The sequence below is a fragment of the Pseudomonas sp. CC11G genome (assembly GCF_056174845.1).
Genome location: NZ_JBWBZC010000043.1, coordinates 1 through 19,334 on the forward strand (window position 1 = coordinate 1; position 19,334 = coordinate 19,334).

A 19,334-nucleotide genomic window follows, 5' to 3' on the forward strand; every position below is an offset into this window, starting at 1 on the left:
CAACCGCGCGCCGCCATCGATGTTCAGCGTGGCGCCGTTCATAAATCCATTGCTCATCAGAAACACAGCCGCCGCGGCTGCCTCGGCTGCGGTGCCCAGTCGACGTAGTGGCAGTGTCTGTTCCAACGCCGCCACGAACGCATCGCGCCCGGCGCCCAGCGCTTTGCTGAAGATGGGTGTATCAATCGGGCCGGGTGACAACGTGTTCACCCGAATCGGCGCCAGCTCCAGCGCAAGCCCGCGTGCCAGCGCTTCCATCGCCGCCGATGCGGCACCCAACACGGCGCTGCCATGGGCAGTAGGGCGGTCGGCCAACATGCCGGAAATAAAGGTGATGGAGCCGTCTTTCGCCAGGCGCTTGCCCAGGGCGCGAATGGCATGCACCGACGCCCACATGCGCTCTTCAAAGGCCAGGCGCAGGTGGTCAATGTCTGCGTCCATCACCTTGCCGACCACGTACGTACCAGCCAACAAAACCAGGTGATCGACGTGCGGGATATCGGCCAAGGCGGTGTAGATGGCATCGCTGTCGGTTACGTCGGCGGCGCGCCAGGCGTGTAAACCGTTGTCGCGGGCGGCTTGCTCGGCGCGGGCGGCGTTGGAACCGATGACGGTGACGTGAGCGCCAGCGGCTGTGGCTTGAATAGCGGCGGCCAAACCGATGCCGGACGTACCCCCAAAAATCACCACGGTGCGGCCGTGCAGGTTGGCGGGCGAGGCGGTGTTGAGAGCAGGTGTAGCGGTCATGATTTATCTCCTTGAACGCCGGAGTGGCGTTGGTGGGAGAGAGGCTAAAGGCTGGGGTGAAGATTGATAATTGGGCCGTAAGTCGCTTTACTGATGCCATGAAGGAACAAATAGGGTTGGACCGCCTGACCGGTCTTATTGCGTTTGCGCGTGCTGCCTCCTTGGGTAGCTATACCGCCGCGGCCCGCGATTTGTCGGTGTCGCCGTCGGCTATCAGCAAAAGCGTGCAGCGTCTGGAACAGCATTTCGATCTCAAGCTGTTCAGCCGCACCACGCGCTCACTCACCCTGACGCCTGAAGGCCGGGATTTGTATGAGCGAGCGCTGCGCATTTTGCGCGAAGTGGAGGATATCGATCAGGCCGCCGTGGCCTCGCGGGCCGAGCCGTCGGGCACGTTGAAAGTCACTGCGTCGCCGCCCATTGGCCTGAATATTCTGGCTCCGGCCATTCCGCGATTTCGCGAGCGCTACCCCAAGTTGAACATCGATTTGCGCCTGGGTGACCACCTGGCGGACATCATCGAGCAAGGCATCGACGTCGCTGTGCGGGTGGGCGATCTGGTGGATTCGCGGCTGATCTCCAAAACCCTGGCGCCGCACCGTATCGCCGCGTTTGCTTCACCGGCTTACTTGGCACGGCGCGGTACGCCGCTGCAGTTGAGCGACCTGGAACAGCACGACTGCGTGAACTTCCGTTATCAGAGTTCAGGCTTGGCCTTGCGCTGGCCGTTCTCGGTGGACGGCCAGGTGACCGAAGTGGTGCCCAGCGCGGGCATTGTCATCGACTTCAGCGATGCCGTCGCGGCGGTAGTGGCGGCCGGCGGCGGCATCGGCATTTCGCCGACCTATGTAGCTGCGCCGTATGTGCGGCGTGGGGAGTTGAAGCCGCTTTTTCCCGAGTATGCGGTGGACCGTTCTTCCATCACGGCCTTATGGCCGGAAAGCCGCCGCGGCAGCCCGAATGTAAAAGCCTTTGTGGGGTTTCTGGAGGAGTTGTTTCCCAGCCCGACAACCTGGGATGAGATCGTGCGCAACGCGTGATCGTTTGGTATCTGCCCGTTTAGCAATGCCACTGCAACAAAGCCTTAATGTCCCTTTGACATCATGCCGCTTCCTCGTTTTTGCGATGGCTCCAGCATGCTCACTGAAACCCAGCAATTTATGCGTCCGCGGTTGCCGAAACATCACCGCTGTGCCGGTGATTTATGCGTGGAAGTGCCTGCCATCAGTGCCGATACCACCAACTCGCTGGTGATGGAAATTTTCGCTTCTCAGAAGGAGGAGTTGGTGTGCCTGGCGGTGGTGGAGCATGGCCGGCCGATTGGGCTGATTAACCGCAATATCTTCCTGTCGCAGATGAGCAAGCCGTTTCATCGGGAAATCTACGACAAGAAAAGCTGCATCGCGTTTATGGATAAAGAGCCGCTGGTGGTCGATGCCGAGATGAGCATCGAAGACCTGTCGTTCAAAACCGTGGAGTACGGCGAAAAGGCCCTGGCGGACGGTTTTATTGTCACCCGTGACGGCGCCTTTATTGGCCTGGGCAACGGTTTGCGCCTGATGGGCGTGGTGGCGGCCATTCAGGCTGAGCGCAATCGGCAGATGATGCAGAGCATCGAATACGCCAGCGTGATTCAGCGCGCCATGCTGCGTGCCTCGCGCGATGCGTTGGCTTCGACCCTGGATGATGCCGCGCTGGTGTGGGAGCCACGGGATGTGGTCGGTGGCGATTTCTATCATTTTGCGGCGTACCACGATGGCTGGTTTGGCGCGATTGCCGACTGCACCGGGCACGGCGTGCCGGGTGCGTTTATGACCATGATTGCGTCCTCGTCGCTCACCCAGGCCCTGGCCCAACACGGCCCGCGTAACCCGGCGGATTTGTTGTCGGCGGTAAACAAAAGCGTGAAGGGCTTGCTCGGCCAGGTGAACGGCGTGGACGACACGCCTGAGTCGGACGACGGTCTGGATGCGGCCTTTATCTGGTTCGATACCGCGAGCTGCACCTTGAGTTTCGCCGGCGCCAACCTGGGGTTGCATATTCTGGCGCCGGGCGCCGAGCAGTTTGAAAGCCATGCCGGCGAGCGTATGGGCGTGGGCTATGTGAATAGCGCTTTCGACTACCAATGGCCCATCAGCCGCATCGCCGTGGCCCCCAACAGCCTGGTGTTTATCACCACGGACGGGCTGATTGATCAGGTGGGCGGGCCGAAAAAAATCTCCCTCGGCAAACGTAATGTGTTCAAGGCGATTGTCGAGCACCGAGACCGACCCACGGCCGAGATTTGCAGTGCTGTGCAACGCACCCTGGCCAGCTGGCAGCAAGGCCAGACTCGCCGCGATGACGTGACCTTGTTTTGTGCCCGGCTTTTAGTTACCAGCAGGAACAACGATGAATAACCCTTACACACCCGCAGCCACGCAGGACTGCACCTTTTTCGAATTGGCCAAACAGCGCGATGTGATTTTTTATCACATGGGCTATTTCTCGCAGAACATCATTGCCGCCATGGCGGAAGTGGTGAAGCTGCAGCTGGAAATATCCGGGTCAACGGCCCCACGCGGCGCAAGTTGTTCTCGTCGTTTATCGAGCTGTCGCAGAACATCATTCACTACTCGTCCGACTCGCTGAACGAGCAGGAGTCCAACGCGGCTTTGTTGCGCCAGGGCGCGGTGTGCATCAGCGCCGAAGGGGATCACCACCTGATGCTCTGCGCGAACCCCATCGCCAGCAAAGACGTGGTGCGCCTGCGGGAAAAACTCGAGCCGCTGCGCACCATGTCGGTGGAAGACATCAAGCAGGCCTACAAGCTGACCTTGCGCGCCGAAACGCCCGAAGGCAGCAAGGGCGCGGGCTTGGGTTTTCTGACCATGGCGCGCGATGCGTGCTCGCCGCTGGAGTTCAGCTTCCAGACGATGGCGGACGACCCCGATACCACGCTGTTCTGCCTTAAATCCGTAATATGAAATGAGCGACACTAAAGCCATGGAAAATTTTTACATCGAAGCAACCGCCACCTCGCCTGAAGTCGACTTCAAATTCGACAGTCATCAATTGACGCTGCGCGGTGAGTCTTACCCGGAAAACGCCGCGGCCTTTTATGCGCCGATCACCCAGCAATTGCGCGCGTACCTGGCCAGCCTGCAAGACACCACGGTCACCATCGACATCGCCCTGGCCTATTTCAATAGCTCCAGCACCAAGATGCTCTTCAGCATTTTTGATGCGCTGGACGAGTCGGCCCGCCACGGCAATACGATTCGGGTGAACTGGTATTTCGATGAAGAAGACGAAACCATTTTCGAGTTTGGTGAGGAGTTGAAGGCTGATTTCGAGGCCATTGAATTCAACGACTGCCCCATCGCCGTCTGATTAAAGGTTTATGGCCATGCCTGCGTCCGTTACGCCTGTAGCTACTCCGGTAGATCTGTTCAGCAGTGAGGCCGAGGCGCTTGAACGCGTGCGTTCAGTGTTAGCCCTCACGGAAGCAGGGCCTGAGCTGTACAAGAAAACCCTGGCCGAGCTGCTGGTGCATTTCGAGCGGTTGATGCGCGAAACCCGGCGGCTGATCGGCCGCAGCGACCGCGCCGAACGGGAGATGAATGCGCTTAACGGGCAGCTGCAAACCCTGGCCCACCAACTGGAATATCGCGCGACGCACGATGCGCTCACCGGTGTATTGAACCGTGGCGCGGTGATCGAGCACACCATTCAGGCGTTGCAGCGCTCCGGCGCGGTGATGGTGGTGCTGGATATCGACTACTTCAAGCAGGTGAATGATGACTTCGGGCACCCGGCAGGCGATGCCGTTATTCAGGGCATTGTGGGCCGCCTGCGGCACATCGTTGGCGAGCAGGGGTTGGTCGGGCGGGTAGGGGGCGAGGAGTTTACGGTGCTGTTGCCTTCCGGCGGGTTGGAGGAGGGTGTGGCGCTGGCTGAAGCCATGCGCCAGGCCATTGCCGAGCATGTGTTCGAGGCGCCGGTGAATCGGCGTATTACGGCGAGTTTTGGGGTGAGTGCGAGTGCGGTTGGCACCAGCTTTGAAACCGCCTATGGGCTGGCGGATAGCGCGCTGTATCGGGCGAAGAAGGGTGGGCGCAATTGTGTTGAGGCGGCGGCCGTTTCTTTCGACTCCTGACAACTGCGTTTCCAGGAATCGAGGCTGAAGCCTCTCCCACAGAAACCTCCGATCCTTGTGGGAGAGGCTTCAGCCTCGATGCTTTTGATCTTCTCACGCTGTTTTGCCACACGACGTTCATAAAACTTTAACAGCCTTGGCTCAACCTTGCGGGACCCTTTGTATGGAGTTCCGTCGATGAAAGGTTTGATGAAGTCTGCTTTGCTCGCCGTTGCCGTATCGCTTGGCACAACGTCTGTGGCGTTTGCTGATGAAAGTGTTCGCCTCACCGGCTCCGGCGCCAGCTTCCCGGCCCCGATCTACCTCACCTGGTTCAAAGACTTCAGCAAAAAATCGGCTGGCGTCACCGTGGACTACCAGTCCAAGGGCAGCGGTGCCGGCGTACAGGATTTTCTGAACAAGACCGTTGATTTCGCCGCCAGCGACTCGGCGATGAAAGAAGAAGACATGGCCAAAGTGGCTGAAGGCGTGCAACTGCTGCCGATGACCGCCGGTGAAATCGTTCTGGCCTACAACCTGCCAGGCAGCCCCAAGGGCCTGAAACTGCCGCGCGATGTGTACTCGAACATCTTCCTGGGCAAAATCACCAAGTGGAATGACCCGCAAATCGCCGCGGCTAACCCTGAGCTGAAACTGCCTGAGCTGCCAATCACTGTGGTCGTGCGCGCTGACTCCAGCGGTACCACTGCCGTGTTTACCAAGCACTTGGCCGCTATCAACGCCGACTTCAATAAAGATCTGGGCGAAGGCAACACCGTTAACTGGCCTGCCAGCGACAAGTTCATCAAGTCGCCGAAGAACGATGGCGTGACCGCCACCGTGCGCCAGACTCCGGGCGCCATCGGCTACATCGAATACGGCTTCGCCAAACTGGCCAAAGTTGATTTCGCCGAGCTGCAAAACAAAGCCGGTAAATACGTAGTGCCTAACGCCGAAAGCGGTGCTGAAGCCCTGGCTGCGGTGAAGATGCCAGAAAGCCTGGTGGCCTGGCTGCCGGATCCGGATGGTGCGAAGTCGTACCCGATCACCTCCTACACCTGGATGATTTTCCGCAAGCACAACGAAAACCCGGCCAAAGCCAAAGCCATGCGTGAAATGGTTGAGTACGGCTTGACCGAAGGCCAGAAAATCGCCGATTCGATGGGCTACATCCCGTTGCCGAAATCGGTCGTTGAACAGGTTCGTGCCGCTTCTGCCAACATCCAGTAACGCTCGCCCAGCCTCTGCTCGGCTTGCGCGCCGGGCGGGGTTACCCCTTAGGGGAGGCCAGCCTTCACGTTCCGGAATTAGCCAATGAACAAACCCTTTGTTGTCCCGGTTAACCCGGACTCCGCGTGCAAACCACCTTCCACGAAGGATTTTCTGGTTGATCGCACCTTCCGCGCGCTGTCGCGTGTGGGCGTGGTGTTGATTCTTTCGCTGGTATTTGCCCTGGTATTCGAAGTAGGCCGCAAGGCTATCCCAGGCATGGAAAAGCATGGCCTGGACGTTATTTTCGGCAGTGTGTGGGACGTTAACCAAGGCAAGTACGGCATTCTGCCGGCCATTTGGGGCACGCTCTACAGCGCCTTGATCGCGTTGCTGATTGCCGGCGTATTCGGCGTGAGCATGGCGATTTTCTTAACCCAAGATTTCCTTCCTCCCAAGCTTGCGGCCATCTTCCGCACCATCGTCGAACTGCTCGCGGCCATCCCCAGCGTGGTGTACGGCCTGTGGGGCATTTACGTGGTCATTCCGGCGATTCGGCCGTTAGCGGGGTGGCTTAACAGCGAGTTGGGCTGGATTCCATTTTTTAGCACGAGCCTCAGCGGCCCAGGGCTGTTGCCGGCCTCTTTGGTGCTGGCGATCATGATTTTGCCGACCATTGCTGCGGTGTCGCAGGACGCCCTCACGGCTGTGCCGATGAAAACCAAACAGGCCGCCTACGGCATGGGCACCACCCACTGGGAAGCGATTCTCAAGGTGATGGTGCCGTCCGCCGCCACCGGCATTTTCGGCTCGCTAGTACTGGGGCTGGGTCGGGCGCTGGGGGAAACCATGGCGCTGGCAATGCTGGTCGGTAACTCGAACCAGATCGCCCTGTCGCTGTTCGCACCAGCCAACACTCTGGCTGCCTTGTTGGCGCTGAACTTCCCTGAAGCCGGACCGAACGAGGTGGAGGTGCTGATGTATGCCGCACTCGTGCTGATGTTGATCACGCTGATCGTGAACGTCATCGGTTCCATGATCATGGTCTATGCCCAGCGGGGAGCTAAGTCATGAATGACCTGTCAGCCAACGTCGCGTTGCCGAGTCTGCAGCGCACTTTCGAAGGCCGCGCGTTGCGCAGCCTGGTGTTGACCACCCTGGTCTGGGCTTTCGCCGTATTGGCCAGCGTGCCGCTGTTTTCGGTGTTGTACATGCTGATTACCCGCGGCGGCGCGCGCCTGAACCTGGAAGTGTTCACCGAGTTGCCGCCCACCGGTTTTGAAACCGGTGGCGGTTTTGGTAACGCGCTGGCTGGCACCTTTGTGATGGTTGGCATTGCCGCCGCCATTGCCGTGCCGGTGGGCATCATGGCGGCCATCTTCCTGGCTGAGTTGGGGCCGACCAGCAAACTGGCCAGCGCCGCACGCTTCGCCGCCAAGATGCTGACCGGCTTGCCGTCCATTCTGGCCGGCGTATTTGCCTATGCGTTGGTGGTGGTGACTACGGGTACGTACTCGGCGCCGGCCGGCGGTGTGGCCTTGGCCGTGCTGATGCTGCCGATTGTGGTGCTGACGGCTGAAGAGTCGATGCGCATGGTGCCCAAGATCATGAAAGACGCAGCGTACGGCATGGGCTGCACGCGTTCGCAAGTGATCTGGAAAATCATCCTGCCTACGGGCATGCCGGCGATTCTCACCGGCGTGATGTTGGCCGTGGCCCGTGCTGCTGGCGAAACCGCGCCGCTGCTGTTTACCGCGTTGTTCAGCAACTACTGGATCTACCACCAGGGCGAATTGGCGGTGATGAACCCGACAGCCTCGCTGGCCGTGCTGATTTACAACTTCTCCGGCATGCCTTTCGACAACCAACTCGAACTCGCCTGGGCGGCATCACTGGTACTGGTGATGATCGTTCTGGTCGTAAACGTCGTCAGCCGTATTTTCGGCAAACCCAAGTTTTGAGAGCGGGAGCATCTGAATCGTGAACGCATTATCTGCGCAACAACCCACCTCGGTTGATACCCAAACTCCCGTGGTCATGGACTGCAAGCTCGACAAGATTTTCTACGGCAACTTCATGGCCGTGCGTGACAGCCATGTGCCGATCGAGAAAACAAGATCACCGGTTTTATCGGACCGTCTGGCTGCGGCAAGAGCACGGTGCTGCGCAGCCTCAACCGGATGAACGACTTGGTGCCGGGCTTTCGCTTTGAAGGCCATGTGCACTTCCTCGGCCAGGATGTGTACGGCAAAGGCGTAGACCCGGTGGTGGTGCGCCGCTACATCGGCATGGTGTTCCAGCAGCCCAACCCGTTCTCGATGAGCATCTACGACAACGTGGCCTTCGGCCTGCGCCTGAACCGCTACAAAGGCGATATCGGCGACCGCGTCAAACATGCCCTGCAAGGTGCGGCACTGTGGGACGAGGTGAAGGACAAACTCAAGGTCAGCGGTCTGTCGCTGTCCGGCGGCCAGCAGCAACGTTTGTGCATCGCCCGCGCCATCGCGACCGAGCCGGAAGTGTTGCTGCTCGACGAGCCATGCTCGGCGCTCGACCCGATTGCTACGCGTCGCGTGGAAGAGTTGATGGTGGAGTTGAAGAAGGATTACACCATCGCCCTGGTGACCCACAACATGCAGCAAGCCATTCGCGTGGCGGACAACACCGCGTTCTTCTCCGTGGATATTTCGCAGGGCACGCGCACCGGCTACCTGGTGGAAATGGGCCCGACTGCGCAGATCTTCGATAACCCACGCGAGCAAATGACCAGCGACTACATCAGCGGCAAGTTCAGCTGAGTCATCGTTTGTCTCAGGCCGTATGCAGCCGCGCGCTGCATACGGCTTTTTCCGTTTAAACCGCTGCGCTCAGGAGTGCCAATGCCAGCCAAGCGTCGTCTTGATTTGCCTGCGATTGAAGATGCCCTGCGCAACGTGCAGCAGCGCTTCACTGAGCTGAGCAGGTACTTTACCGAGCCGCGTGACCCTTTTACGGACGAGTGCTGGAGAACGTGGTCGCCGGCTACGCGTTGATTGACGATTACGTTGCTCGTGATGTTGACCTGTTCGATTTGCAGCAGGTGAACTTGATGCTGGAGATCAACGCCACCGTGCTCTGCGGCAGCAACCAGGCCGCGCGCTTGGAGTTTGCCGAGCACCTGGCCGCTACCGAAAAGCACTTTTTCAATAACACCGAAGGCGGCATCAAAGACCTGTATCACTGGTACAGTGCGCACCACGGCGAATCGGTGTGGAAGCGGGCGGCGGGCTGTTATGTACGGATTCTCAGCCGGCCGCAGCTGTTTTTGGAAGGCAACAACCGCACCGGCTCACTGATTGTCAGCTACTTGCTGATGCGCGCTGGCAAACCGCCATTTGTGCTGTCGTTGGCCAATGCCGAAGGCTATTTCAACCCGTCGTCGGTTATTCGCAATTCTGCAAAACACGGTGTAAAGGCGCTTTACGAGCTGCCCAAGATCAAGAAAAAATACGCGGCCTTTCTGGAAGAGCAGTCTCCTAACCCAACGGAGTTTTTTCTGAGAGACAAACACTCGAGTTTCTATCAGGAAAACCACTCATGAGCGGTGCTCCAACGCTCAACAGAATCCGTCACTTCGCGGGTCAGTTGACCAAAGGTGCCAAGCGGCTGGCGCCACGGCCGGTGTTTCGACACCCGCCTATCCGTATTTCGTTCGACGTGGACGATACCCTGGCTTGCCAACCGCACCATTCCGCCGCCGAGCACAGCCGGCTGCCGGCCGTGGTGCATCGCTGGTTGGGCGAACCCTTGCGCACCGGCACCCGCCGGCTTACCCGCGAATTGCGCCGCCAGGGCTGCAGCGTGTGGGTTTACACCTCGTCGGGGCGCACGCCGTCTTATATCCGCCGCTGGTTGATGCTGTATGGCATTCACGTCGACGGCATCGTCAACAGCGTGCGCCACAGCCACGCGCTGAACGTACATGGCTTCTCCAACTCCCCCTCCAAATTCCCGCCGGCATTTGGCATCGACTTGCACGTCGATGACTCCGAAGGCGTAAAGATCGAAGGCCATGAACATGGTTTTCGCGTAGTGGTGGTGCGGCCCGATGACGAGCATTGGGTGCAGCGGGTGATTGATGCGGTGGCGGAAGTGCGGATGGGATATGTGCGCGGCTGAACGCTCGCTCAACGGGCCTGGGGTACCGAGAACGTTCACCTCAGGCGCCGGGTTCAGTTGGCTCGTTTTACTTCCACAGCGAGTTGGCCGGCCGTAGGTTTTCTGACGCAAGACGCCGTGCGCTTGGCTGATTTTGCCTTTGGTCCAGCTGTTGCCAGCGGTTGCACAGTGAGTTCCACGCCCAGTGCGTTCATCAGTTTCTGAATGGTTTCAAAACGGGTTTTGGCTCCGCCTTTGAGCGATTTGTACAGGCTCTCGCGGTTGACCCCGGCCTGCTGGGCCACCTTGTTCACGCCTGTGCTTTGGCCACTTCGGCAAGCGCTTGCATAAACAGTTGCGGATCCTGGGCTTTAAGACTTTCAGCCAGGTAGGCGCTGATGATTTGCGGGTTGTCGAGAAAACGAGATGCCTCATAAGCACTGGTGCCGGAGGTATCCAGGTCGAGAATGGGCATGTCATCTGGATTGAATTTTGTAGCATTCATTTCACTTGCCTCGCAGGGCATCAAGAATTTCGTGGGCGCGCTTGATGCCGCGTTGTTGATCGGTTTTATCGCTGCCCCACAACACCAGGTAGGCAATGCGCCCGGTGCGCACAAAGTAGATTCGGTAGCCAGGGCCCACAAAAACACGCATTTCACTCATGCCGTTCCCGACCGGTTCGCAGTCGCCAAAATTGCCGAGTTCGGCGCGGTCCAGGCGGGAAAGAACAGCCGCCTTGCCTTGCAGATCCTTTACCTCATCGAGCCATGTATCAAACTCAGGCGTCGTGTTGATAGTGTTAAGCATAGACTCACTTGTAGCCAGATGGCTACTCCTTGTGGTGATGTTTGGTGGCGACAACGTCCCTGAGCCGATGGCCGGCACGGTGTGATTTATCAGCGGCAACGTGTTGCTGATCAGGCAGCTAATTGGACACGGCGGCGTATTGTGAGCCTCGTTTTACTTTCTACCGACCGTGCAGAGGGAATGCCGCGCGGGCACATGCTGTGTTTGCGCGAAGCTTTAAGCCCGTACGCCGCGGTTTTGCAGAGATTTAGATTTTTGACGTCGGTGTGGGGGCGGTTTGCCGGCCAAGAAGGGCGATGCTTTTAGGTTTATGCGGGGAGTTCGCTGCGAAATGTCGGACGCCGGCCTATGGTGCCGGGCCCGTTGAATGGCGGGTTTGCGGCAGGGCGTTCTTCTGCAATTTATTGATGAATCAGAGCACTGGGTTGTCGATTTCCTCGATCAACTCCGGCCCCTGGTTTCTCGGGTTGCCAACCGCTTTGCTGACCGGATACCACTTAAACGCTTCTGCACCCAGGCCATGCTTGGTGGCTATTTCCAGCGCACGCGCAGGAAGCGTGTCGGGATCAAGCCATTCAGCGGCCAGTTCGGCTGGGAGCACTACGGGACGACGGTCGTGGATATCCAGCAGCCCGGTATCGGCGGCTGCCGTAATGATGGTGAAGCCGTCACTTTCGTGTTGCTCGAGGCCTTGCGTGACCTGGCACAAGGACGCAAAAAACAGCGGCCCGCCGTCTTTGGCCTGAATGTAATAGGGCTGCTTTATTTTCGGATCGGTCGGATGCTTCACCCACTCATACCAGCCATCTGCCAACGCCAGCGCACGTTGCTGCCAGATATCGCGAAAGAACTTGCCGCTGGCCACGGTCTCCACCCGCGCGTTGATGGCCGGCGGTATCTTGCGCGCCTTGGCCCAATGCGGCGACCAGCCCCAGCGCACCGCTTCGGCGGCCAGGCCGTTGCCGGTGTTGTAGAAGATGGGGGCCCGGGTGCTGGGCGCAATGTTGTAGCGCGGCCCGAATGCGGGGTCGGTGCCGTTTTCGATGGGCTGCATGATGGCGAGCACGTCGCGCCATTTGTCGAGGTCTTGGGTGTTGGTGTAGCGGCCGCACATATCGCCCCCTTTGTACGTTCGCCTGAATACGCTGGATAGTCAGAGCGCTACGAGGGGTGAGTGTTAGCGAAAACGCTACTCCGTCAATACATCGCGGAAAACATCTGGCCGAGACGCGGCGATATGCAACAGAGATCGAGCAGCGCCTGAAGGGGTGCGGCGACCTTGTTCCCACTCTTGCAGCGTACGTACCGATACACCTAACAGCTCAGCAAACTTCGGCTGGGAAAGACCTGTTTTGCTGCGGGCCTGGGCGGCTTCGGTTGGTTCAATCTTGTGAACGGCTCCATGGCGGCCAGCCTTCACGGCTCGGATGGATTGCAGCAGCTCTTCGCCAATGTCCCGTTTGGCATCTCGCTCCAGCAGTTCTTTTTCAGTGAGGGGCATGATTTAGCTCCTTGGCGATTTTGAGTAGTACGTGCGCAGGAATATTTTCGCTGCTGCCTTTGCCGTAGATGATCAGTGCGACCAGGGCACCACTGCTTAGCTGGGCCGTATAAATAATGCGTACCGAGCCGCTTTTGCCTCTACCGTCCATGGCCCAACGCACCTTGCGACAACCACCTGAACCTGGCACAACCGCACCTGCTTCTGGGTTATTGGCAAGAAAAGACATGAAGGCGCCATGTTCTTCCTCCTCCCAATAATCTGGCCAGCGTTTGGAAAAAAGAGGCGATTCGATGATCGTCACCATGGTTGATGGTACGTCTTTGACGTAGTTGTCAGCAAGGTCCATTGATGAGATCGGGAAGGGGTTTTTTTTCATCTTGGGGCAGCCTCTCCCCGGCCGGCTATCGCCTTGTTCCTGTCCTGATTGGGAGTTTTCAGCCAAGGGTTGGCTGCATTTCCGCGTTTTGATGCCCTAAAAACGCAGACAGCCAAAAACCAACGGGCTTTGGCTTGTGGCCAATACCCGTTAGCGTTCTGCGGCTTTAGGAGAAAAACATCACCCGCCACTTTTGGCGCGCGGGGATGGCATGCGGGGTCCGGTGCATGGCTGGGGCGTCTGACTTTCCGAGAAGGGCGCCCCGTTCTGACGTCCTGTCCTCTGCAGGGCAGAGTGAATGCGGGAGGGCGCCTAGCATTTCATTTCAACCTTTCACTGAGCTTTCGCCGGCGTTGTTTGTCAGTGCGATTCAAACAAGGCGTTGATCTTTCCTTTCCCATCACGCAGATTGGCGCCATGCACAGCCTAGTTTTCCCCGTAGCCAAGCCCATTATTACCACCGCTACCTAGCCGGTGGGATTGCGCATGTTTCGCCAAAACCCCGCCTTCGAAGCGGGGTTTTTTGTGCTCGGCTTCTGAGGCTTATCAGGAGAGCAACAATGGATGCCACGACCCAAGCCCTTAAGAGAACCATCGAAGCGGCCGACCGCGCGATCAATGCCGAGGATTTCGATGCGTTGATGGACTTCTATGCCGATGACGCCACCCTGGTGGTCAAACCGGGTTTGAATGCCACGGGCAAAGAGCAGATCCGCCGGGCCTTTGTGGCGATAGCCGAGCACTTCAACCACAGCATCGTGGTGACTCAGGGCCAGATGCAGGTGGTGCAGGGCGGCGACACGGCGTTGGTGATCATGGAAACCAAGTTGCGTACGACTGATGCGGCGGGCGTGGTCAGTGATGGTGTTCGGCGGGCGACCTATGTGTTCCGGCATACCGCGCAGCGCTGGTTGTGCGTGGTGGACAACTCCTACGGCACCACGCTGCTGGATTAATACCGGCAAATAAAAGTCTTGGTATGCGGCTGACTCTTAAATAGAATCTATTCTCATTTGTTGTGTGGGTAGGCCTTCTAGCCATGATTGACGCCGCTTCAGCACCGGACCACAGCCTGACCACGCTGTATCGCGAACACCGCAGTTGGTTGGAAATGTGGTTGCGCAGGCGCGTGGGCAACGCCTGGGATGCGGCTGATCTGAGCCAGGATACGTTTTTGCGTGTGCTGGCCAGCTCGCAGCCGCTGGCTGAGTTGCGTGAGCCGCGGGCGTATTTGCTCACGGTGGGCAAGCGCCTGCTGAGCAATTTCTATAGCCGGCGCAGTCTTGAACAGGCGTATCTGGAGGCGTTGGCGCAATTGCCCGAAGCCTGCGTGCCGTCGCCGGAGCAGCGCTGGTTGGTGCTGGAAACCTTACATGCGCTGGATGAGTTGCTGGATGGTTTGCCGGCCCTGGTGCGCCGCGCGTTTCTGTTGAGCCAGTTGCATGGCCTGGGCTATCGCGAGATTGCCGAGCGCCTGGAGGTGTCGGAGCGCACGGTGAAGCGCTATATGGCCCAGGCGTATGAGCATTGCTTGTTGGGGACCTCGAATGAGTGAGGCCCTCGAAGTTGCGCGTGCGGCGGCGCAGTGGTTGGCGTTGTTGAGTCCGGCGCGGCAACCGATGATGACCATCAGCGTCTGCAGCAGTGGCGCAGCAGCAATAGTCGCCACGAAAGTACCTGGCAGAGAGCGCAGTTATTGCGCCAGCGCTTTGCCGGCGTGCCGTCGGAGTTGGCCATGGCCACGCTGGACCGGCCGGACCTGGGCCGTCGCGCCGCGCTCAAACGTGCTCTCGGCGTGGCCGCGCTGGTGCCGGCGGGCTGGTTGCTGAGCCGGCAATTGCCGGTGGCGGTGTGGACCGCCGACCTGCACACCGCCACCGGCGAGCGCAAACAGGTGGCGCTGGCGGATGGCAGTTCGCTGCAACTCAATACGGATACGGCGGTGAATGTCGACCTCGCTGCCGGCCGCCTAACCCTACTGCGCGGCGAAGTGGCACTGAAGGTGGCCGACCGCTCAACCCTCACAATCTATTCCCCGTTCGGCCAAGTGATCGCCAGCCGCAGCGAGGTGTGTGTACGCCTGAATGAACGCGATTGCCGGGTATCAGTGGTCAGTGGTGCCGTGCGCGTGCAGCCGTTGTCGGGCGGCGAGTTGCTGTTGGTGGAAGGGCAACAGCTCAATCTGCAAGCCAGCGGCGCGGGCGCCATCGGCAGCTTTGATACCACACAACCTGGCTGGCGCGACGGTGTGCTGATTGCCGAAAACCAGGCGCTGGGGATTTCCTCCGTGAGCTGAGCCGCTTCCGCCCGGGTTATTGCGTTGGGCGCCGGAGCTGGAAACCTTACGGGTCACCGGCAGTTTCCAGCTTGATAACACCGACAAAGTGTTGGCCTTGCTGGCAGCCAGCCTGCCGGTGCAGGTGGTTTCGCGTACCCGGTATTGGGTCACCTTGGTGCCCCGAAAAAATATCGCCTGAAGCTTGTCCCTTTTTTCACGTCACCGGTCCCAGGTAAGTGAACAGAAATCGAGAGCTTCCTCCCATGCCAGCCGTATTGCCTCGCCGTTTTGCTCGGACGTTTCGTGTGTTGCGTCCGTTGTCGCACCTGGGTTTGATTTTAAGCCTGAGCAGTCCGCTGCTAAGTACCACGAGTTGGGCTGACGACGCCCGTCGCAGCTACACGGTTACGGGCGGCACGCTCAGCAGTGTGCTCACTCGGTTTGCCAGTCAGGCGGGCGTTAATATGTCGGTGGACCCGGCGCTGGTGAGTGGGCGCAACAGTGAAGGGTTGTCTGGCACGTATGCCGTGGAAGAAGGGTTTGCCCACCTGCTGCGTGGCAGCGGTTTGCGGTTGCAGCCGACGGGCGAGGGTGCCTACACGCTGGTGCCGGCGCCGGATTCCGGGGCGCTGGAAATTGCCCCGGCGACCATCACCGGCGATGCCGACACCAGCGGTGGCGAGCCCTATGCCGGCGGCCAGGTTGCCCGCCGCGGCTCGGTCGGTTTGCTCGGTTCGAAGGACTTTATGGAGACGCCGTTTAGCGTCACCACCTACACCAGCCAAACCGTGAAAAACCTGCAGGCCCGCACCCTCAATGACCTGGTGGCCAGCGACCCCTCGGTGCGCGCCACTAACCCGGCCGGTGGTCGCTATGAGCAGTTCACCATTCGCGGCCTGAGCCTGTTCAACACCGACGTGGCCTACAACGGCCTGTACGGCGTACTGCCGACGTATTCCATCGACATGGAAATGGCCGACCGGGTGGACGTGATCAAAGGCCCTACACAATTGATCAACGGCATCTCGCCACGGGGCAGTGTGGGCGGCGGTATCAATGTGGTGCCCAAGCGCGCCGGCGATAAACTGCTGACCGAATTTACCGGTAGTTACGCCTCTGACAGCCAGGTCGGTGGCGCCGTGGATATTGCTCGCCGTTTTGGCGAAGGCGACCAGTTCGGCCTGCGTTTCAACGGCGTAAAACAGTCCGGCGACACCGAGTGGGATCACCAGAGCGTGGACCGCGAAATGGCCGTTCTCGGCTTGGACTTTCGCGGCGAGCGTATGCGCCTGTCGACGGATATCGGCCACACCGAGCGCGACACCGACGCTCCGCAGGAGCGCGTGCTGATTGGCGCCGCTGCCAAGGTGCCGGATGCCGACGACGTGCGCCGCAACTACGCGCAGCCCTGGAGCACGGCGCGCACCAACGACACATTCGGCACGGTAAACGGCGAGTTTGACCTGAGCGATAGCCTGATGGCCTATGCCGCCGCCGGCGCCCGCGAAAGCAACCACGACTTCCTGCGGCACAACGTGCCCATTACCAACGATGCCGGTGACTTCAGCGTGCAGCCGCGCGACTTCACCCGCGACGAGTCTGTGCGCACCACCATGGCCGGCGTGCGCAAGTGGTTGAACACCGGCCCGGTGAGCCACGAGATCAACCTGGCGGCCAGCTATTTCTATATGGACTTCACCAACGGCGGCGCCCGTTACGCGGCGGCACCGAGCAATCTCTACGATCCGGTCAACACGCCCACCCCAGGCACGCCGACGCGTTACGACGACGAGGTGTATACCGAGAGCCGCTACACGGGCCTGGCGCTGTCCGACACCCTGGGCTTCTTTGAAGACAGCCTGCAATTTACCCTCGGCGCGCGCTGGCAGCGGGTGAAGGTGGATGACTGGACCAATGACGAAAAAGGCAAAACCGGCTACGACGAAGAGAAGGTGTCGCCCTCGGGCGGAGTGCTCTACAAGGTGAACGAGCAGCTGTCGCTGTACGCCAGTTATATGGAAGGCCTGAGCCAGGGCAAGATCGCGCCATCGACTTCGCGCAATTCCGACGAAATCTTCCCGCCCTTTATCAGCCGGCAAGTGGAGGTGGGCGCCAAGCTGGACCTGGGCAGCTTTGCCTTTACCGCCAGTGCGTTTCGCATCAAGCAGCCGGCGTACGAAACCAATGCCACGTCGCGGGTGTTCGGCCCTAACGGCAAACGTGAAAACAAAGGCATCGAGCTGAGTCTGTTTGGCGAGCCGCTGCAGGGCGTGCGCGTGCTCGGCGGCGTGATGTTTATCGACAGCAAATTGCAGGGCACTGTCGGCGGTGTATCGGACGGCAATCGCGCCCCGGCGACGCCGGAATACAACGTCAACCTGGGGGCCGAGTGGGATGTGCCGATGGTGGCGGGGCTGACGCTGACGACGCGCGGCATTCACTCCAGCTCGCAGTACCTCGACCAGGCCAACAGCAAGAAGATCGATGGCTGGGAGCGCTTCGATGTGGGTGCGCGCTATGCCTTCAAGGCGGCCGAAAAGACCATCACCCTGCGGGTGGGCGTGGAGAACGTGCTGGATGACCGTTACTGGAGTTCGGCCGGTGCCTCCGATGACAGCGAGCCGGGGCTGACGTTGTCGACGCCGCGTACTTATCTGGTGTCGGCCACTGTCGGCTTCTGAAACCGACGTTTTCAGGGTTCGCCAGCACGCTGGCCAGTCCACCTAAGGACTGAGCACACGCACCCTTCAATTCTGTAGGCCGCTCTGTAGGCCGTTTCCTACCGAGTTGTCGGGGTGGTCTGGCTGTTAGCCTTTCCCATGGCGCGCATTGTCGGCTCTCGGCAATGGCGCCTACATAACCCTTCCTGCAAGCGCCTGAGCCGCAACGACCTCAGGCACTTATGCGCCTGCCCTTCATTCGGACTGCGTGTGTTGCCACACCGCTCAACAAGTCCCCGCGCTACAGGAACAGTGGTTATGACTGACTACAACGCCGTACTGGCAAGAAATACCCAGAGCGCTCCCAAGGCCATCGGCCCTTACACGCAATCGGTGGCGTTCTCGCACTACACCAACCTTTCCGCGCAACTGCCCATCGACCCACGCACCGGCAAGTTGGTCCCGGGTGATATCCGTCAACAGGCTGAACAGTGCTTCAGAAATATCGAGGCGGTGGTGGATAGCATCGACCATGACATGGACGACGTGGTGCGAATTTCCATCTTCGTCACGCAGCCGGCTGATATCCCGTCTGTGCAGGAGGTGTATGGCACCTTCTTTCCTCGCTACGTGCCGGCGCTGACGGTCGTTGCCGTGGCTGCATTGCCCTGGGAGCACTGGTGCAGGTGGAGCGTTGGTCTCCAATGGCGAGGGCACTATCCCCAATAAGCCGCAGGCCGGTGACTTGGTAAAGTGGTGTGCAATAGCGAAAACGCACCCATCGAGCCGCTGTCCTCACAGCCGTTGCGTTCTCGCACTACAACAACCTGTCCGCGCAACTGCCGCTCGACCCGCGTACCGGTGAGCTGGTCGCCGGCGGAATCAAGGAACAGGCCGGGCAATGCCTGAAAATATCAAAGCCATTCTGCACAGCATCGACGTACCGTTCGATGACATCGTCAAAGTGACCATTTTTCTTAAAGACCTCGCCGACACCAACGCTGTTACGAGGTGTACACCACCTTCTTCCCGGACTCGGCCATCGCTCGCGCCGTTGGGTATATGCCCGCACGTACTGTGGTGGAAGTGGCGGGGCTGCCGATGGACGCGCTGGTGCAGATGGAAGCCGTTGTGTCCCCATGCGATGGCACGCCGCCGCAAGCGGTTGAAGACCGTCACGGCATTGTTATCTGCGCCCACAACACCACCGCCGCGCCCATCGTCCGCTGTCTACCCAGACCGTGGCGTTCTCGCACTACAACCATATCTCCGCGCAATTGCCGCAGATTCGCTGACCGGCGAACTGGTGGGCGGCGGGATCAAGGAACAGACGGAGCAGTGCCTGAACAACATCAAGCTGATTCTGCAGCGCATTGGTCATGCGATGGAGGATGTGGTGAAGGTGAATATCTTCCTGAAATACATCGACGACAGTGCGGCGGTCGACGAGGTATACACCAGGTTCTTCCCGGATGGCGTCCCGGCGCGGCGTACCGT

At 59.6% G+C, this 19,334-nt stretch carries 19 protein-coding genes and 4 pseudogenes; 17 read left to right on the forward strand and 6 right to left on the reverse strand.

What is annotated here, in order from left to right; genetic code table 11:
* Positions 1-747: SDR family oxidoreductase (locus AC0V2S_RS26515; RefSeq protein WP_475512319.1), on the reverse strand; the 747-nt coding region annotated here is incomplete at its 3' end.
* A 98-nt stretch (positions 748-845) separates the two neighbouring features.
* Between AC0V2S_RS26515 and AC0V2S_RS26520 the strand changes: the two genes are divergently transcribed.
* The 11 genes and pseudogenes from AC0V2S_RS26520 to AC0V2S_RS26570 all read left to right on the forward strand — a co-directional run bounded on the left by AC0V2S_RS26520 (position 846) and on the right by AC0V2S_RS26570 (position 10,231).
* A complete protein-coding gene (locus AC0V2S_RS26520) occupies positions 846-1,787 on the forward strand; it encodes a LysR family transcriptional regulator (protein ID WP_475512335.1) in 942 nt (313 codons plus the stop codon).
* Positions 1,788-1,907: 120 nt separating this feature from the next.
* On the forward strand, positions 1,908-3,146 hold the full coding sequence (locus AC0V2S_RS26525; protein WP_475512336.1) for a SpoIIE family protein phosphatase: 1,239 nt from the start codon (positions 1,908-1,910) through the stop codon (positions 3,144-3,146).
* 171 nt (positions 3,147-3,317) lie between these two features.
* The gene (locus AC0V2S_RS26530; RefSeq protein ID WP_475512320.1) at positions 3,318-3,713 is read left to right on the forward strand and encodes a SiaB family protein kinase; all 396 of its coding nucleotides are present in this window, start codon (positions 3,318-3,320) and stop codon (positions 3,711-3,713) included.
* 19 nt (positions 3,714-3,732) lie between these two features.
* Positions 3,733-4,119, forward strand: coding sequence for a DUF1987 domain-containing protein (locus tag AC0V2S_RS26535; protein ID WP_475512337.1), 387 nt, complete (start codon positions 3,733-3,735; stop codon positions 4,117-4,119).
* 16 nt (positions 4,120-4,135) lie between these two features.
* A complete protein-coding gene (locus AC0V2S_RS26540; protein WP_475512321.1) occupies positions 4,136-4,885 on the forward strand; it encodes a GGDEF domain-containing protein in 750 nt (249 codons plus the stop codon).
* A gap of 177 nt (positions 4,886-5,062) precedes the next feature.
* The gene (gene pstS / locus AC0V2S_RS26545) at positions 5,063-6,094 is read left to right on the forward strand and encodes a phosphate ABC transporter substrate-binding protein PstS (RefSeq protein ID WP_475512322.1); all 1,032 of its coding nucleotides are present in this window, start codon (positions 5,063-5,065) and stop codon (positions 6,092-6,094) included.
* An 84-nt stretch (positions 6,095-6,178) separates the two neighbouring features.
* Positions 6,179-7,147: a phosphate ABC transporter permease subunit PstC gene (gene pstC, locus AC0V2S_RS26550; protein ID WP_475512323.1), complete on the forward strand. Its 969-nt coding sequence runs from the start codon at positions 6,179-6,181 to the stop codon at positions 7,145-7,147.
* Entirely contained in the window at positions 7,144-8,034 is an 891-nt protein-coding gene (pstA, locus tag AC0V2S_RS26555) for a phosphate ABC transporter permease PstA (RefSeq protein ID WP_475512324.1), read from the forward strand. Before pstC ends, pstA begins: the two co-directional genes overlap by 4 nt.
* Before the next feature lie 76 nt (positions 8,035-8,110).
* Positions 8,111-8,871: pseudogene (gene pstB / locus AC0V2S_RS26560) on the forward strand (phosphate ABC transporter ATP-binding protein PstB).
* Between the two features lie 81 nt (positions 8,872-8,952).
* Positions 8,953-9,653 (forward strand): annotated as a pseudogene (locus AC0V2S_RS26565) (hypothetical protein).
* Positions 9,650-10,231, forward strand: coding sequence for a hypothetical protein (locus tag AC0V2S_RS26570; RefSeq protein ID WP_475512325.1), 582 nt, complete (start codon positions 9,650-9,652; stop codon positions 10,229-10,231). Before AC0V2S_RS26565 ends, AC0V2S_RS26570 begins: the two are co-directional and overlap by 4 nt.
* Positions 10,232-10,284: 53 nt before the next feature.
* On the opposite strand, the pseudogene AC0V2S_RS26575 reads toward AC0V2S_RS26570, so the two are convergent.
* The 5 genes and pseudogenes from AC0V2S_RS26575 to AC0V2S_RS26595 form a co-directional block, all read right to left on the reverse strand.
* A pseudogene (locus AC0V2S_RS26575) lies at positions 10,285-10,715 on the reverse strand (addiction module antidote protein).
* A gap of 1 nt (position 10,716) precedes the next feature.
* On the reverse strand, positions 10,717-11,019 hold the full coding sequence (locus AC0V2S_RS26580; RefSeq protein ID WP_475512326.1) for a type II toxin-antitoxin system RelE/ParE family toxin: 303 nt from the start codon (positions 11,017-11,019) through the stop codon (positions 10,717-10,719).
* Between the two features lie 412 nt (positions 11,020-11,431).
* Positions 11,432-12,133: an SOS response-associated peptidase gene (locus tag AC0V2S_RS26585; protein WP_475512327.1), complete on the reverse strand. Its 702-nt coding sequence runs from the start codon at positions 12,131-12,133 to the stop codon at positions 11,432-11,434.
* A gap of 75 nt (positions 12,134-12,208) precedes the next feature.
* Positions 12,209-12,520: a helix-turn-helix domain-containing protein gene (locus AC0V2S_RS26590; protein WP_475512328.1), complete on the reverse strand. Its 312-nt coding sequence runs from the start codon at positions 12,518-12,520 to the stop codon at positions 12,209-12,211.
* A complete protein-coding gene (locus tag AC0V2S_RS26595) occupies positions 12,507-12,965 on the reverse strand; it encodes a hypothetical protein (RefSeq protein ID WP_475512329.1) in 459 nt (152 codons plus the stop codon). Before AC0V2S_RS26595 ends, AC0V2S_RS26590 begins: the two co-directional genes overlap by 14 nt.
* Before the next feature lie 494 nt (positions 12,966-13,459).
* Between AC0V2S_RS26595 and AC0V2S_RS26600 the strand changes: the two genes are divergently transcribed.
* The 6 genes and pseudogenes from AC0V2S_RS26600 to AC0V2S_RS26625 form a co-directional block, all read left to right on the forward strand.
* Positions 13,460-13,855 carry a YybH family protein gene (locus AC0V2S_RS26600; protein ID WP_475512330.1) on the forward strand — a complete coding sequence of 132 codons (396 nt, stop codon included), beginning with the start codon at positions 13,460-13,462 and terminating at the stop codon, positions 13,853-13,855.
* Between the two features lie 83 nt (positions 13,856-13,938).
* Positions 13,939-14,454, forward strand: coding sequence for a sigma-70 family RNA polymerase sigma factor (locus tag AC0V2S_RS26605; protein WP_475512331.1), 516 nt, complete (start codon positions 13,939-13,941; stop codon positions 14,452-14,454).
* A pseudogene (locus AC0V2S_RS26610) lies at positions 14,447-15,376 on the forward strand (FecR domain-containing protein). The gene AC0V2S_RS26605 and the pseudogene AC0V2S_RS26610 overlap by 8 nt, the downstream one beginning before the upstream one ends.
* Positions 15,377-15,440: 64 nt before the next feature.
* The gene (locus AC0V2S_RS26615; RefSeq protein ID WP_475512332.1) at positions 15,441-17,858 is read left to right on the forward strand and encodes a TonB-dependent siderophore receptor; all 2,418 of its coding nucleotides are present in this window, start codon (positions 15,441-15,443) and stop codon (positions 17,856-17,858) included.
* Between the two features lie 297 nt (positions 17,859-18,155).
* Positions 18,156-18,566 carry a Rid family hydrolase gene (locus AC0V2S_RS26620; protein ID WP_475512333.1) on the forward strand — a complete coding sequence of 137 codons (411 nt, stop codon included), beginning with the start codon at positions 18,156-18,158 and terminating at the stop codon, positions 18,564-18,566.
* A 172-nt stretch (positions 18,567-18,738) separates the two neighbouring features.
* On the forward strand, positions 18,739-19,334 hold a 596-nt coding region (locus tag AC0V2S_RS26625), incomplete at its 3' end, for a Rid family hydrolase (RefSeq protein WP_475512334.1).